Consider the following 14,370-nt stretch of genomic DNA (forward strand, 5'->3'; position numbering starts at 1 on the left):
CCTTCACGGTGACGTGGCGGTGGCGACGCGTGGCCGTACCGCGCGGACGATCACTTCACCGGTGCGGGCTCCGGCTCGTTCTCGCTCTCGGCCGCGCCCGCCGGGGGTTCGTCCTCGTCCGGTACCGGGGTCCTGACCGACTCCAGCAGCAGCTGGGCCACGTCCACGACCTGGATGGACTCCTTCGCCTTGCCCTCGTTCTTCTTGCCGTTGACGGAGTCGGTGAGCATGACGAGGCAGAAGGGGCAGGCCGTCGAGACGATGTCGGGGTTCAGCGACAGGGCCTCGTCGACGCGCTCGTTGTTGATGCGCTTGCCGATCCGCTCCTCCATCCACATCCGCGCGCCACCGGCGCCGCAGCAGAAGCCGCGCTCCTTGTGGCGGTGCATCTCCTCGTTGCGGATGCCCGGGACGCTGGCGATGATCTCGCGCGGGGGCGTGTAGATCTTGTTGTGGCGGCCCAGGTAGCAGGGGTCGTGGTACGTGATGATGCCCTCGACCGGGGTGACCGGGACCAGCTTGCCCTCGTCGACGAGGTGCTGCAGCAGCTGGGTGTGGTGGATGACCTCGTAGTCGCCGCCGAGCTGCGGGTACTCGTTGCCGAGCGTGTTGAGGCAGTGCGGGCAGGTGGCGACGATCTTCTTGGCCGACTTGGGCTTCTTCGACTCGGGCGTGATGTTGCCCTCGTCGTCCATCTCCTCGCCGAACGCCATGTTCAGAGCCATGACGTTCTCCATGCCGAGCTCCTGGAACAGGGGCTCGTTGCCGAGGCGGCGGGCGGAGTCACCGGTGCACTTCTCGTCGCCGCCCATGATCGCGAACTTGACGCCCGCCATGTGGAGCAGTTCCGCGAAGGCCTTGGTGGTCTTCTTCGCGCGGTCCTCCAGGGCTCCGGCGCAGCCGACCCAGTACAGGTACTCGACCTCGGACAGGTCCTCGATGTCCTTGCCGACGACCGGGACCTCGAAGTCGACCTCCTTCAGCCACTCCAGGCGCTGCTTCTTGGCCAGGCCCCAGGGGTTGCCCTTCTTCTCCAGGTTCTTGAGCATCGTGCCCGCCTCGGACGGGAACGCGGACTCGATCATCACCTGGTAGCGGCGCATGTCGACGATGTGGTCGACGTGCTCGATGTCGACCGGGCACTGCTCGACGCAGGCACCGCAGGTCGTGCAGGACCACAGCACGTCCGGGTCGATGACGCCGTTCTCCTCGACGGTGCCGATCAGCGGCCGCTCGGCCTCGGCGAGGGCGGCGGCCGGGACGTCCTTGAGCTGCTCCTCGGACGCCTTCTCCTCGCCCTCCGTGGTCTTGCCGCCACCGGCGAGGAGGTACGGGGCCTTGGCGTGCGCGTGGTCCCGCAGCGACATGATCAGCAGCTTCGGCGAGAGGGGCTTGCCGGTGTTCCACGCCGGGCACTGCGACTGGCAGCGACCGCACTCGGTGCAGGTCGAGAAGTCGAGGATGCCCTTCCAGGAGAACTGCTCGACCTGGGAGACACCGAAGACGTCGTCGTCACCGGGGTCGGTGAAGTCGATCGGCTCGCCGCCGGAGGTCATGGGCTGGAGCGCGCCGAGCGCGGTCTCCCCGGTGGCGTTCCGCTTGAACCAGATGTTCGGGAAGCCGAGGAAGCGGTGCCAGGCGACACCCATGTTGGTGTTGAGGGAGACCGTGATCATCCAGATCAGCGAGACACCGATCTTGATCATCGCGGTGAGGTAGACGAGGTTCTGCAGCGTCGAGGGGTCCACGTCCCGCAGGGCGACGACCAGGGGGTACGAGGCGAAGTACCCGGCCTCGTAGTGCTCGACGTGGTGGAGGGCGCCCTCAAGACCGCGCAGCACGTAGATCGCGAGGCCGATGGCGAGGATGACGTACTCGACGAAGTACGCCTGCCAGGCCTTGGAGCCCGCGAAACGCGACTTGCGGCCGGCCCGGGAGGGCAGGTTCAGCAGCCGGATCACGATCAGCACGGCGATGCCGAGGGTCGTCATCACACCGATGAACTCGATGTACATCTCGAACGGCAGGAAGCCGCCGATGACCGGCAGCGTCCAGTCGGCCTGGAACAGCTGGCCGTACGCCTGGGCGAGGGTCGGCGGCAGCGTCAGGAAGCCGATCGCGACGAACCAGTGCGCGAAGCCGACGATCCCCCACCGGTTCATCCGGGTGTGGCCGAGGAACTCCTGGACCAGGGTGATCGTGCGCGCCTTCGGGTTGTCGGTACGACTGCCCGCCGGCACCGGCTGACCGAGCTTCACGAACCGGTAGATCTGCGCGACGGCTCGGGCGATGAGCGCAACGCCGACCACGGTCAGGACCAGCGACACGATGATCGCGGCGAGTTGCATGGAGGGCTCCTCGGGCCTGCGAGGTTCTTGGAGCGGAGCTCGAACGGTGTCGAGCACCCTCAGCGAGATTACTAAGCGGTAACTTATGTAGTCCTCTGAGACTACCCGCATCTCTGGTCGCACTGTAGCCAGCGGGGCGGTGATCTGCGTCGCTGAGGGTTGCCTGAGTGGCCGCCCGGGTCACGCCGGGCGGGCGCGGGACCTCGGAAAACTGCCGCGACGAGGATGTCGACGGCCAGGACGGGGCCTGGCCCCCACGCACTCTCCGCACCCTTGCGAACACACAAAATCACCGTGCTCTTGCAAAACGATCGTGTTATTCGTACTGAAATGTCACATTCGGTCCTAACTTGTATCCGTGCTGTACGGAATCCTTGCCTCCGCATCTGCTCTGTTGCTCACCGCCCTGCTCACGGCGGCCGTACGTGCGCCCGCGTTGCGGTTCGGGATCGTGGAGCGGCGGCGGATGCGACCGGTGCCACTGCTCGGAGGTGTGGCGTTGGTCGGTGGGGTGGGGGCCATGGCGTGGGTCGGGGAGTGGAGTGGGGTCGCGCCGCTGGGGGTGGAAGGGGCGCGTCTGCTCGTCGCGGGGGCGGCGATGGGTGGGCTCGGGCTGGTCGGGGATCTGTGGGGGCTGCCCTTCGTGCCGCGGGTGGTGGGGATCGCCTGCGCCGCCGGGTTCGTGGTGCCGTACGAGGATGTGGGGGTGCTGGGCGGGGTGGCGGGCGTGGTGTGGATCGTGCTCGTCGTCCATGGGTTCAAGGGGCTCGGGCGGCCCGACGGGGTGCTGGGGGTCGTGGGCGTCGTCACCGCCTTCGCGCTCAGTGCCTGTGCGGCCGCCGAGGTCGTCGACGGGCTCGCCGCGCTGTTGAGTCTCCTCGCCGCCGGGCTCACCGGGTTCCTGATGCAGAACTGGCCGCCCGCGCGGGTGGCGCTCGGGGAGTGCGGCGCGCTGTTCGTGGGGTTTCTGCTCGCGGGGGGTGTCGTACAGGTGTACGCGTACGCCCGGGGGCACGGCGTCGGCATCGGGGCGCCCTTCGCGCTGACCGCGCTCGTGACCGCCGACGCCGTGCTGGTGCTGGTGTCGCGGCGGCTCGCCGGGCGGGAGCCGTGGCGGAGCGGGGCCGACCATCTCGCACACCGGCTGCGACGGCTGGGACTCACGCCGGTGGGGGTGGTGGTCGTGCTGGGGGTGTGCGCGGTCGCGTCGGCGGCCGTGGGGGTCGCCGTCCACATGCTGTGGATGAGGGCGGGAGGGGTGTGGTGGGTGGTCGGGGGTGCGGTGCTCGTCGTGGCGGGGTTGTCGCGGGTGCCGGTGTACGGGGTGGGGGCTCGTACGCGGCAGGCGTGTCCGGTGCCGGCGCCTTCGGGCGCGGGCGACGGGCTGACTTCTCCCAGCACTGTTCCCGGCATCTCCCTCGGCGCTGCTCCCGGCGCTTTTCCCGGCACGGTCCGCCGTAGGATCGCAGCGAGCGGGCCGGGGGCTGTCGTGGCACCGGGGCGGTGCGCGGCCCGAGGGCACGACGGTCGGTCCGTCGATCCGGGGAGGCATCGGCACCATGGATGAGGCAGCACAGCGGGTCACCGACGACTTACCGGACGTCTCGCCGGATGACTCGCCGGACGCCTCCCTCGACGACGCGGCGGACGCGTTCCAGCGGCTGAGACCGCGGCTGTTCGGTGTCGCGTACCGCATTCTGGGCAGCGTCTTCGAGGCCGAGGACGTGGTGCAGGACGTATGGGTGCGGTGGCAGGGTGCCGACCGGAGCGCGGTGCTGGACTCCGGGGCGTTCCTGGCGAGGATCACGACCCGGCTGGCGATCAACGTGGCCCAGTCGGCGCGGGTTCGGCGTGAGACGTACGTGGGGCCGTGGCTGCCGGAGCCCGTGGACACCAGTGTGGATCCGCAGGTCGGCGCGGAGCGCGGCGAGGCGCTGGAACTGGCCGTGCTGCTGGTCCTGCAGCGGCTGAATCCCGTCGAGCGGGCGGCTTATGTGCTGCGGGAGGCGTTCGACTACTCGTACGACGAGATCGCGGACATGCTGGAGCTGAGCCGGGCCAATGCGCGGCAGATCGTCAGCCGGGCCCGTAAGCGTCTGTCCGCCGAACGCCGTGAGCCCGTCGACACGGCACAGCACCGGCGGCTGCTCGACGCGTTCGTCGCCGCCGCGCAGCACGGTGACGTGGCCGCGCTGGAGAAGGTGCTGTCCGCCGACGCCGTCGCCCACGCGGACGGCAACGGCATGCGCGGCGTGGCGCGGCTGGAGATCGTCGGGGCCGAGCGCGTGGCCAGGGTCACCGCCTTCGCCAAGAGGTTCTTCCCCGGCGCCGAGTACGGAGTGGTCGAGGCGAACGGCCGCCCCTGCCTGCGGCTGGCCATGGACGGGGTCACCGTCGCGCTGGTGAGCGTCACGGTGGGGCCGGACGGCATAGACCGGCTGTACTGGGTGCTGGCGCCGGAGAAGTTGAGGGCGTACGAGCGGTCGGCGCACAGGGTCACCGGCCGCCCGTAGCGGCCCATGGCTCAGCTCTGCTCGAGCCAGTCCTCGTACCGGGTGGGCGCGAGGTGCGTGGTGTCGTCGCCGATGAGGACACCGTCGGGCATGCTCGCGAACAGGCCGGCGGTCTCGTCGGTGACGACGGTGCGGCCGTCCGGCTTGACCGCCAGGGTGATCTCGGCGAGTCGGTCGAGCCGGTGGACCTCGGGGCCCGCGATGTCCCGTACGCCGTTCGACGGTTCACCCTGCGCCGCGTCGGCTACGGCGGCGGCGACCTCGGCGGAGGCGATCGGACGCAACCGCCTGGACGGCAGGTGCACCTCCGTGCCCTCGGTGGACATGTTCATCACCGGGGCGATGAACTCGAAGAACTGGGTGGCGCGCACGATGCTGTACGGCACGCCGCTGCCGCGCACGGCTTCCTCCTGGGCGACCTTGGCCCGGTAGTAGCCGTAGTCGGGTACCTGGTCGACGCCGACGATGGAGAGCACGACGTGATGGCGTACGCCCGCCTCCTTCTCGGCCTCGATCAGGTTGTGCGCCGAGCGGGTGAAGAAGTCCAGCGCCGCGTCGGCCTCGAAGGACGGGGAGTTCGATACGTCGACGACCACGTCCGCGCCCTTGAGGGCCTCGGCCAGGCCCTTGCCGGTGAGGGTGTCGACGCCCGTCGAGGGCGCCGCCGCCACGGCCTCGTGACCGTTGCCGCGCACCGACGCGACCACCTGCGACCCGATGAGCCCCGTACCGCCGACCACCACGATCTTCATCACTGTCTCCGTTCGCTGTTGGCTGTTCGCCGATTCGGCTTCCAAACGGACACCGGCGACGCCGGCCGCCGGATCCGGTGCGCCGACGCGCACATCAGCAAGACAGGGCAGCCCTCGGATCTGTGACAGAGCTCGACCACGCTTCGCCCGGTACGGGTCGAACGCCTCACGCGCATCCGGTACGAACCCCGGATGACGCATCAGGTCGATCAGCTCGGCCTCCGAACAGGAAGCGAGGCCGACCCCGGACGCCCAACTCCTCCGCCAACTCCCGCGCGGCGGCGTCCTCGTACGACTCGGCCACCTCCGTGGCTCCGCCGAGCAGCCAGTTGAAGTGCCCCGGGAAGCGGGACGCGTCGTCAGGGCGGCGGTGTACGAGTATCCGCCCGCTGGAGTCCCGGCACACGATCGTCGCGACCCGGTGCGGCCACCCGTGACGGATCGCCTCGCCACGGTCGACGACACCGATCACTTCGTCCTGTTCGTCGACCCGCTCGACCGGTTCGCTCCGCTCGATCAGTTCATCCAGTTCATCCGGCTCGCCCATGGGCCTCACCGTGACAGAGAGCACTGACACCAGCGCATCGCTCAGCCGAAGAGTCTCTCCGCCGCGTAAGCCCTACCGCGCTTCCCGTTGGAAACCGCTCGTCCGGCCGACCGCGCGCATCGCATGATGGACGGATGAGCGATCACGAGCTGCCCCCGGCGGTGGACACGGAAGCGCTGCTCGCCCTGTCCGAAGCGCACCACGCGCGCACCGTGCGTGCGGTGGGTGTCGAGGAGGCCGGTGGGCATCTGGTCAAGGTGTACGCGTTGGAGGCGCCGGGGCGCGGTGTGACGGGGCGGGACGTCGACGCCGCCCTGCGGATCTCCGGGGCGCACCTCGAACTCGGCCGTGCGCGCGGGTCGTTGGGACTCGCCGTGCTGATCGTGCACGCGGGCGGGGACGGTGACTACGTCCTCGTCCACACCTGGATCGAGGGGTACATGTCCGACCTGGCGATCTTCACCGGCCCGGCCGGGCAGCCCGACCGACTCCGCCCGGGACGCGTCGGCCTCGCCCCCTGCGTCTGGGAGGCGGCCGTCATCACCCACGAACGGGACGCGTTCTCCCGCCACGTCCTGGACGGCGGAGGGACGATCGCCGACCGGCTGGCGGCCTGGCAGAAGGACACATTGGGGGGCGGCATCCGCTGAACGGCGCCGCCGGCACGCCGCCGACGAGCGAGCCGCCCCGCCGGTGACACAGGGGGCGGGCGCTACGAGAAGTCGTACGTGGCCCAGTCGGTGAGCGGGCGGTAGCCGAGGCGCTGGTAGAGGGCGTTGCTGGTGGGGTTGGCCAGGTCCGCGAACAGGACGACCTCCCTCGCGCCCGCGGCCAGCGCGGCCCGGCTCACCTCGGCCGTCACGGCGCCCGCGTAGCCGCGACCGCGCAGATGGGCCGGGGTGTAGACGACGTCCACCTGGATCTGGCCGCCGATCAACGGGTTCATGCCCGCGACGGAGACGGGAGTGCCGTCCGGGGTCTCCCAGAGCGTGTAGCGCTTGTCGGCGTAGCGCGTGCCGGCCCAGGAGTCGGCGTCGATGGTGACGTCTTCCCCCACGGCCCTGGCGAACTCGCCGCACCAGAACATGACTTGCTCATGGTCCTGCTCGCCCAGGAGGCGGCCCCGGCCCGCCGGCGGCGGCTCCGGTGGGGTGAGCGTGCCGAGGCCGTACAGACAGAGCCGTGTGTCGCGGAGTTTCGGCGTCGCGCCGGTGTGCCGCTGCCAGGCCTCGGCGAAAGCGGTGGCGGTGCTGTGGGGTGCGCTGACGGAGGGAAGGGAGTGCCCGAGGGCGGCCAGGCGGGCGGCGAGGGTGTCGGCCTGCTCGGGTGTGAGCGGGGTGGGGCACAGAGCGCGGGGCGGGAGGCGGTGGAAGGTGGCGTGGACCTCGCCCGCCCGCTCCAGCACACCGAAGACGGGGGCTTCGGCGCCGAACGCGGCTGCCCCACGCGTGCGCACTCTCTCGGCCCACGTGAGCGACATCACGTGCAGGCCGGGCCGTGAGCGCAGGAAGTCTCCGGCTCGGGCGAGAAAGTCGTCGACGTCTTCGGTGAGGTGCCAGTCATCCGGGCGCATGCCCATGATCCTGGACGCCGGAGGACGGCCCGAAACCCGGCGGACGGGCTCGTCGCCCTGGGGGTACGGAGACTCGTGGCCCTGGGGGTACGGAGATGCGCATGCTCCTTGAGCGGGCGGGCCCGTGACCCGGTCGGCCCAGCTGGCTGCCCGCCCTCGACCGCTTGAACTCCCAGCTCAGACGCTGCCTACGCATAAGTAACAGATAAAAGTTGAGCACCCTCGACTCAGCTCTGTTGACCCCGGCGGGAGGGTCGTGCACACTTGAGTCCGTTCCACTCAAGTCAGCTGGAGGAATCGAAATGGCACGTGCGGTCGGCATCGACCTGGGCACGACTAACTCCGTCGTCAGCGTTCTGGAGGGCGGCGAGCCCACCGTCATCACCAACGCCGAGGGCGCCAGGACCACGCCGTCCGTCGTCGCCTTCGCCAAGAACGGTGAGGTGCTCGTCGGCGAGGTCGCCAAGCGTCAGGCGGTCACCAACGTCGACAGGACCATCCGGTCCGTCAAGCGTCACATGGGCACCGACTGGAAGATCGAGCTCGACGGGAAGCCCTTCAACCCGCAGCAGATCTCCGCGTTCATTCTGCAGAAGCTGAAGCGGGACGCCGAGGCGTACCTCGGTGAGAAGGTCACGGACGCGGTCATCACCGTTCCCGCCTACTTCAACGACTCGGAGCGGCAGGCCACCAAGGAGGCCGGTGAGATCGCGGGGCTCAACGTCCTGCGTATCGTCAACGAGCCCACCGCCGCCGCCCTGGCCTACGGTCTCGACAAGGACGACCAGACCATCCTCGTCTTCGACCTCGGTGGTGGCACCTTCGACGTGTCCCTCCTCGAGATCGGTGACGGCGTCGTCGAGGTCAAGGCCACCAACGGTGACAACCACCTCGGCGGTGACGACTGGGACCAGCGCGTCGTCGACTACCTGGTGCAGCAGTTCCGGGCCGGGCACGGCGTGGACCTCGCCAAGGACAAGATGGCGCTGCAGCGTCTGCGTGAGGCCGCGGAGAAGGCCAAGATCGAGCTTTCCAGCTCCACCGAGACCTCGATCAACCTGCCCTACATCACCGCCTCCGCCGAGGGCCCGCTCCACCTCGACGAGAAGCTCACCCGCGCCCAGTTCCAGCAGCTGACCGCGGACCTGCTGGAGCGCTGCAAGACGCCGTTCCACAACGTCATCAAGGACGCGGGGATCAACCTCTCCGAGATCGACCACGTCGTTCTCGTCGGTGGCTCCACCCGTATGCCGGCCGTCGCCGAGCTCGTCAAGGAGCTGACCGGCGGCAAGGAGGCCAACAAGGGCGTCAACCCGGACGAGGTCGTCGCCATCGGCGCGTCCCTCCAGGCCGGTGTCCTGAAGGGTGAGGTCAAGGACGTCCTGCTCCTCGACGTCACGCCGCTGTCCCTCGGTATCGAGACCAAGGGCGGCATCATGACCAAGCTGATCGAGCGGAACACGACGATCCCGACCAAGCGGTCGGAGATCTTCACCACCGCCGAGGACAACCAGCCGTCCGTGCAGATCCAGGTCTACCAGGGCGAGCGCGAGATCGCGGCGTACAACAAGAAGCTCGGGATGTTCGAGCTGACCGGTCTGCCGCCGGCGCCGCGTGGCGTGCCGCAGATCGAGGTGTCCTTCGACATCGACGCCAACGGCATCATGCACGTGACCGCCAAGGACCTGGGCACGGGCAAGGAGCAGAAGATGACCGTCACCGGCGGCTCCTCGCTGCCGAAGGACGAGGTCGACCGGATGCGCCAGGAGGCCGAGCAGTACGCGGAGGAGGACCAGAAGCGTCGCGAGGCCGCCGAGACCCGTAACCAGGGCGAGCAGCTCGTCTACCAGACGGAGAAGTTCCTCAAGGACAACGAGGACAAGGTCCCCGGCGACATCAAGACCGAGGTCGAGGCCGCCGTCACCGAGCTGAAGGACGCGCTCAAGGGTGAGGACACCGCCGAGATCCGCACGGCCACCGAGAAGGTCGCCGCCGTCTCGCAGAAGCTCGGCCAGGCCCTGTACGCCGACGCCCAGGCCGCGCAGGCCGCGGGCGGGCCGGAGGGTGCCACCGCCGGTGGCGCCAAGGCTGACGACGACGTCGTCGACGCCGAGATCGTCGACGAGGACCGGAAGGACGGTGCCGCGTGACGGAGGAGACCCCGGGCTTCGACGAGCAGCAGCCGCAGTCGGCTCAGCCGCAGCAGCCCGACGTCCCCTCCGGCTCCGAGGACGCCGAGCCGAAGGCCGCCCCCCAGGAGGGGGCGGCCCCGGCCGGGGACGCGGGGGCAGCGGCCCAGGTGGCCGGCCTCACGGCGCAGCTGGACCAGGTGCGTACGGCGCTCGGTGAGCGCACGGCGGACCTTCAGCGGCTCCAGGCCGAATACCAGAACTACCGCCGCCGTGTGGAGCGCGACCGGATCACGGTCAAGGAGATCGCCATCGCGAACCTCCTGACCGAGCTTCTGCCCGTGCTCGACGACGTCGGCCGGGCGCGGGAGCACGGCGAACTCGTCGGCGGCTTCAAGTCGGTCGCCGAGTCGCTGGAGACCGTCGCCGCCAAGATGGGCCTGCAGCAGTTCGGCAAGGAGGGCGAGCCCTTCGACCCGACGATCCACGAGGCCCTGATGCACAGCTACGCGCCGGACGTCACGGAGACGACGTGCGTGGCGATTCTCCAGCCGGGGTATCGCATCGGCGAGCGCACCATCCGCCCCGCGCGGGTGGCCGTCGCCGAACCCCAGCCGGGGGCGCAGACCGTGAAGGCCGACGAGGGCACCGAGGCGGCCGACGACAAGGAGAGCGGTGGCCCGGACGAGGGCTGACGCCGACGGCGTGCACGGCGTGAACGCTGAGGTGAACACCGGAAAGGGGGTACGTCGAGGATGAGCACCAAGGACTTCATCGAGAAGGACTACTACAAGGTCCTCGGCGTCCCCAAGGACGCCACCGAGGCCGAGATCAAGAAGGCGTACCGGAAGCTCGCCCGCGAGTACCACCCGGACGCCAACAAGGGCAACGCCAGGGCGGAGGAGCGCTTCAAGGAGATCTCCGAGGCGAACGACGTCCTCGGCGACCCCAAGAAGCGCAAGGAGTACGACGAGGCCCGCGCCCTCTTCGGCAACGGCGGGTTCCGTCCGGGCCCCGGCGCCGGCGGCACGTTCAACTTCGACCTGGGCGACCTCTTCGGAGGCGGCGCCCAGGGCGGCCAGGGAGCGGGCGGCTTCGGCGGCGGGCTCGGTGACGTCTTCGGGGGCCTGTTCAACCGCGGCAGCTCCGGCACCACCCGGGTGCAGCCGCGGCGCGGCCAGGACATCGAGTCCGAGGTCACGCTGAGCTTCACCGAGGCCATCGAGGGCGCGACCGTACCCCTGCGGATGTCCTCGCAGTCGCCCTGCAAGGCCTGTTCCGGCACCGGCGACGCCAACGGCACCCCCCGGGTGTGCCCGACGTGCGTCGGCACCGGCCAGGTCGCGCGGGGCTCCGGCGGCGGCTTCTCGCTGACGGACCCCTGCCCGGACTGCAAGGGCCGGGGGCTGATCGCCGAGAACCCCTGCGACATCTGCAAGGGCTCGGGCCGCGCCAAGTCGTCCCGCACCATGCAGGTCCGTATCCCGGCGGGCGTCTCCGACGGGCAGCGGATCCGGCTGCGCGGCAAGGGCGCGCCCGGTGAGCGGGGCGGTCCGGCGGGCGACCTCTACGTCGTCGTGCACGTCGACCCGCACCCCGTCTTCGGCCGCAGGGACGACAACCTCACGGTGACGGTGCCGGTGACGTTCGCCGAGGCGGCGCTCGGCGGGGAGGTCAGGGTGCCCACCCTGGGCGGCCCGCCGGTCACCCTGAAGCTGCCTCCGGGCACACCCAACGGCCGCACGATGCGGGCCCGCGGCAAGGGCGCCTTCCGCAAGGACGGCACCCGCGGGGATCTGCTGATCACGGTCGAGGTGAGTGTCCCGAAGGACTTGTCGGGGAAGGCTCGTGACGCGCTTGAGGCGTATCGCGAGGCGACCGCGGACGAGGATCCGCGGGCGGAGCTGTTCCAGGCCGCGAAGGGAGCATGACGACACCATGGACACACCCGGCCGCCGTCGAAACCCTTATGAGCTGACGGAAGAGACACCGGTGTACGTCATCTCGGTGGCCGCCCAGCTCTCCGGTCTGCACCCGCAGACCCTGCGTCAGTACGACCGCCTCGGCCTGGTCTCCCCGGACCGCACCGCCGGGCGCGGTCGTCGCTACTCGGCCCGCGACATCGAACTGCTCCGCCAGGTGCAGCAGTTGTCGCAGGACGAGGGCATCAACCTGGCCGGCATCAAGCGCATCATCGAGCTGGAGAACCAGGTCGCCGCCCTCCAGGCGAGGGTCGTCGAACTGGAGACCGCACTCGACGGCGCCGCCGCGGCGATGCAGCAGCGCGAGGCCGCGGTGCACGCCTCGTACCGGCGTGATCTGGTGCCGTACCACGATGTGCAGCAGACCTCCGCGCTGGTGGTGTGGCGGCCGAAGCGACAGCAGTCGTCCGACTGACGGACGACGACGGCCCTGCGGCCGTCGTCGTCCCGTCGGCGAAGGCGTCACCCGACCGGTGCCCTCACCGGCGTACGCGTCAGGGCTGCCGGATCACATACGTGGAGCCGGGCTCCGACTCGCCGTTGGTGTAGGCGACCGTCACCCAGTAGAAGTGGGTCGTGCCGGGCTCGGCGGTGGTGTCGAAGTACCGCTTGGTGGTCAGCGGCGTGGTGGTCAGCTTCTCGTAGGCCTGCGTGGCCGGGTTCCAGCGGTACACGTAGTACTTGTTGGTGTCGTAGGGGTAGCGCACGTTCCACGACAGCTCGACCCGGCCGAAAGACGTGTCGTAGAACCCGTTCACGGTCACGGGCGGTTCGGTCGGCGAGGCGACGGACGGCCTGACGTCGAGTTCGGTCACGTGGACCGTCGTGGCCTGTCCGGTCGCCGTGTAGGCCGAGTTGCCCGCGTCGTCCACCGCGTCCACGAGGTAGCAGTTACGGCCGCCGTCGGGGAGGGTGAGGTGGGTGTACTGCGACTTGAAGGCGGTGCCGATCTGCCCGAGCGAGCCGCAGCTCTGTCCGTCGCCGTCCCCTGCCGGAACGCCCCGGTAGACGACGTACCGCACGACGTCCGACTCGGCGTTGTCCGCCCAGTCCAGCTCGATGCCGTACTTGGTGGGCGTCGCGGTCAGGCCGGTGACGGGCGCCGGCGCGGTGGTGTCCGGGGTGGGCGTGGCGACGCTGACGGTGGCCGAGGGAAGCGACTCGGTGCCGGTGTCGTCGACGCCCTTCACCACGTAGTGGTAGGTCGTGGCGGGGGCCACCTGCTCGTCCCGGCAGCTGTAGCCGCGCTCGTCGTCCCCGATGTTGTAGCTGAGGTCGTCGCACACGAACGGCTCGGCCGTGGTGTCCACCGGCAGGCTCGTCGAGCGGTACACGTGGAACGTGTCGTAGGCGCCGCCCGTGGCCGTGTTGACGGTCCAGTTGACGTAGAGCCGGTACACCCCGGTGCCACTGGCCGCCGACGCGACCATCCCGTACGGCGCGGCGACCGGCCGCCGCACCTGTGCCGTCACCGCGCTGTACGCGGAGACATGGCCGGAGGCGTCCACCGCCGCCACCTTGTAGCTGCGGTACACCGACCGCGCCACCGAACTGTCGGTGTACGACGTGCCCGTGACCGTGGTGTACGCCCCGCTGTCGTCGTGCGCCAGCCGGTACTTCACCGCGCCCGCGACCGGCTGCCAGGAGACGGCGATCCCGGCGTCCGCGCCCGTCGCGGTCAGCCCGGTGGGCGTGGCGAGTGTGATGGCGGTGACGGACAGATCGGCGGATCCCGTCGAGGTGTTGCCCGCCTTGTCATAGGCGCGCACCTCGTAGACGTACGACTTCCCGGTGGCGGGCGGACTGTCGGTGTAGGCGGTGGTCGAGGTGGCCGTGGTCGTCCCGACCTTCGTCCAGGTGGAGGCGGTCGACAGGCGCCGGTACACGCGGTACCCGGCGAGGTCCATCTCGGCGTTCTTCGCCCACGTCAGCCGCGCCTTGTTGGTGGCCTTGCCGTACGCGACCGAAATGCCCTTCGGGGCAAGGGGCTTGACCTTGTCGACGGTTGCGGAGGTGCGGGGCGCGTAGGTGAACTTGACGTTGGCGGAGCCGGTCCAGTTCACGTAGTCGACGCGGAGGGTGTGCTTGCCGGAGGGGATGGTGAGGTTGAGCGTCTTCGTCTGCGTGCTGGAGACGTTCTTCCAGAGGTCGATCTTGCGCTTGCCGTCGACGTAGACCCGGATGCCGTCCTGGGCGGCGGCCGTGAAGGTGAAGGGCCCGCCCGAGCCGAAGTCGCGGGTGACGGTCCAGCGGACGCCGAAGTTGTTGGACGGCAGTCCGGAAGCCGGGGCCCCCGCGCCCCAGTTCTCGTTGATCGCCGAGTCGCAGTCGGTCTTCTTCGGGGTCCCGGAGAAGCCGGTGTTGGCGTAGAACTGCCGTTTGAAGACGGGTGACGCACAGGTGACGGCCGCGTTCGCGGCCGGGGCGGTGGTGAGCAGGGTGCCCGCGGTGGCGAGGACGACGGCGGTGGTGGCCACGGCCGTCGTACGTCTGGCTGGGGTCATGGAGTCCCTCGGTCCGGTTGCG

12 protein-coding genes are annotated in these 14,370 nt (G+C 69.9%); 7 read left to right on the top strand and 5 right to left on the bottom strand.

Translation table 11 applies throughout. The features are described from left to right. Positions 1-50 precede the first annotated feature (50 nt). Entirely contained in the window at positions 51-2,348 is a 2,298-nt protein-coding gene (locus tag STRIP9103_RS13425) for a (Fe-S)-binding protein (RefSeq protein ID WP_009310032.1), read from the bottom strand. 358 nt (positions 2,349-2,706) lie between these two features. Between STRIP9103_RS13425 and STRIP9103_RS52760 the strand changes: the two genes are divergently transcribed. Next, positions 2,707-3,915: an MraY family glycosyltransferase gene (locus STRIP9103_RS52760; RefSeq protein WP_009310041.1), complete on the top strand. Its 1,209-nt coding sequence runs from the start codon at positions 2,707-2,709 to the stop codon at positions 3,913-3,915. Beyond that, positions 3,908-4,861, top strand: coding sequence for an RNA polymerase sigma-70 factor (locus tag STRIP9103_RS13435; RefSeq protein ID WP_009310040.1), 954 nt, complete (start codon positions 3,908-3,910; stop codon positions 4,859-4,861). Before STRIP9103_RS52760 ends, STRIP9103_RS13435 begins: the two co-directional genes overlap by 8 nt. A gap of 11 nt (positions 4,862-4,872) precedes the next feature. Here STRIP9103_RS13435 and STRIP9103_RS13440 read toward each other — a convergent pair whose 3' ends face one another. Beyond that, positions 4,873-5,613, bottom strand: a complete 741-nt coding sequence (locus STRIP9103_RS13440) for an SDR family oxidoreductase (protein WP_048820224.1) — start codon at positions 5,611-5,613, stop codon at positions 4,873-4,875. Between the two features lie 166 nt (positions 5,614-5,779). Further along, entirely contained in the window at positions 5,780-6,160 is a 381-nt protein-coding gene (locus tag STRIP9103_RS13445) for an NUDIX domain-containing protein (protein ID WP_009310037.1), read from the bottom strand. Between the two features lie 134 nt (positions 6,161-6,294). Here STRIP9103_RS13445 and STRIP9103_RS13450 point away from each other — a divergent pair, with 134 nt between their 5' ends. After that, positions 6,295-6,810 (top strand): hypothetical protein, encoded by a 516-nt coding sequence (locus STRIP9103_RS13450; RefSeq protein ID WP_009310038.1) that lies wholly within the window; start codon positions 6,295-6,297, stop codon positions 6,808-6,810. A 62-nt stretch (positions 6,811-6,872) separates the two neighbouring features. On the opposite strand, the gene STRIP9103_RS13455 is transcribed toward STRIP9103_RS13450, so the two are convergent. Continuing rightward, positions 6,873-7,733, bottom strand: a complete 861-nt coding sequence (locus tag STRIP9103_RS13455) for a GNAT family N-acetyltransferase (RefSeq protein WP_009310033.1) — start codon at positions 7,731-7,733, stop codon at positions 6,873-6,875. Between the two features lie 302 nt (positions 7,734-8,035). Here STRIP9103_RS13455 and dnaK point away from each other — a divergent pair, with 302 nt between their 5' ends. The 4 genes from dnaK to STRIP9103_RS13475 are packed head-to-tail and all read left to right on the top strand — an operon-like array spanning position 8,036 to position 12,259. Beyond that, positions 8,036-9,883, top strand: a complete 1,848-nt coding sequence (gene dnaK / locus STRIP9103_RS13460; protein WP_009310035.1) for a molecular chaperone DnaK — start codon at positions 8,036-8,038, stop codon at positions 9,881-9,883. After that, positions 9,880-10,557, top strand: coding sequence for a nucleotide exchange factor GrpE (grpE, locus tag STRIP9103_RS13465; RefSeq protein WP_009310042.1), 678 nt, complete (start codon positions 9,880-9,882; stop codon positions 10,555-10,557). The genes dnaK and grpE overlap by 4 nt, the downstream gene beginning before the upstream one ends. 60 nt (positions 10,558-10,617) lie before the next feature. Continuing rightward, the gene (gene dnaJ / locus STRIP9103_RS13470) at positions 10,618-11,793 is read left to right on the top strand and encodes a molecular chaperone DnaJ (protein WP_009310034.1); all 1,176 of its coding nucleotides are present in this window, start codon (positions 10,618-10,620) and stop codon (positions 11,791-11,793) included. 7 nt (positions 11,794-11,800) lie between these two features. Then, the gene (locus tag STRIP9103_RS13475) at positions 11,801-12,259 is read left to right on the top strand and encodes a heat shock protein transcriptional repressor HspR (protein ID WP_009310036.1); all 459 of its coding nucleotides are present in this window, start codon (positions 11,801-11,803) and stop codon (positions 12,257-12,259) included. A gap of 79 nt (positions 12,260-12,338) precedes the next feature. Here STRIP9103_RS13475 and STRIP9103_RS52765 read toward each other — a convergent pair whose 3' ends face one another. After that, the gene (locus STRIP9103_RS52765) at positions 12,339-14,348 is read right to left on the bottom strand and encodes a fibronectin type III domain-containing protein (RefSeq protein ID WP_063747284.1); all 2,010 of its coding nucleotides are present in this window, start codon (positions 14,346-14,348) and stop codon (positions 12,339-12,341) included. Between the last annotated feature and the right edge of the window lie 22 nt (positions 14,349-14,370).

The sequence above is a fragment of the Streptomyces ipomoeae 91-03 genome (genome assembly GCF_000317595.1).
Classification (GTDB): Bacteria; Actinomycetota; Actinomycetes; order Streptomycetales; family Streptomycetaceae; genus Streptomyces; species Streptomyces ipomoeae.

Excerpts from the sequence above, each read along its gene's own strand:
- STRIP9103_RS13455 (WP_009310033.1), bottom strand. The coding sequence starts at position 7,733 with ATGCGCCCGGATGACTGGCACCTCACCGAAGACGTCGACGACTTTCTC.
- STRIP9103_RS13475 (WP_009310036.1), top strand. The coding sequence starts at position 11,801 with ATGGACACACCCGGCCGCCGTCGAAACCCTTATGAGCTGACGGAAGAG.
- STRIP9103_RS13435 (WP_009310040.1), top strand. The coding sequence starts at position 3,908 with ATGGATGAGGCAGCACAGCGGGTCACCGACGACTTACCGGACGTCTCG.
- STRIP9103_RS13445 (WP_009310037.1), bottom strand. The coding sequence starts at position 6,160 with ATGGGCGAGCCGGATGAACTGGATGAACTGATCGAGCGGAGCGAACCG.
- dnaJ (WP_009310034.1), top strand. The coding sequence starts at position 10,618 with ATGAGCACCAAGGACTTCATCGAGAAGGACTACTACAAGGTCCTCGGC.
- STRIP9103_RS13450 (WP_009310038.1), top strand. The coding sequence starts at position 6,295 with ATGAGCGATCACGAGCTGCCCCCGGCGGTGGACACGGAAGCGCTGCTC.
- STRIP9103_RS13425 (WP_009310032.1), bottom strand. The coding sequence starts at position 2,348 with ATGCAACTCGCCGCGATCATCGTGTCGCTGGTCCTGACCGTGGTCGGC.
- STRIP9103_RS13440 (WP_048820224.1), bottom strand. The coding sequence starts at position 5,613 with ATGAAGATCGTGGTGGTCGGCGGTACGGGGCTCATCGGGTCGCAGGTG.
- STRIP9103_RS52765 (WP_063747284.1), bottom strand. The coding sequence starts at position 14,348 with ATGACCCCAGCCAGACGTACGACGGCCGTGGCCACCACCGCCGTCGTC.
- dnaK (WP_009310035.1), top strand. The coding sequence starts at position 8,036 with ATGGCACGTGCGGTCGGCATCGACCTGGGCACGACTAACTCCGTCGTC.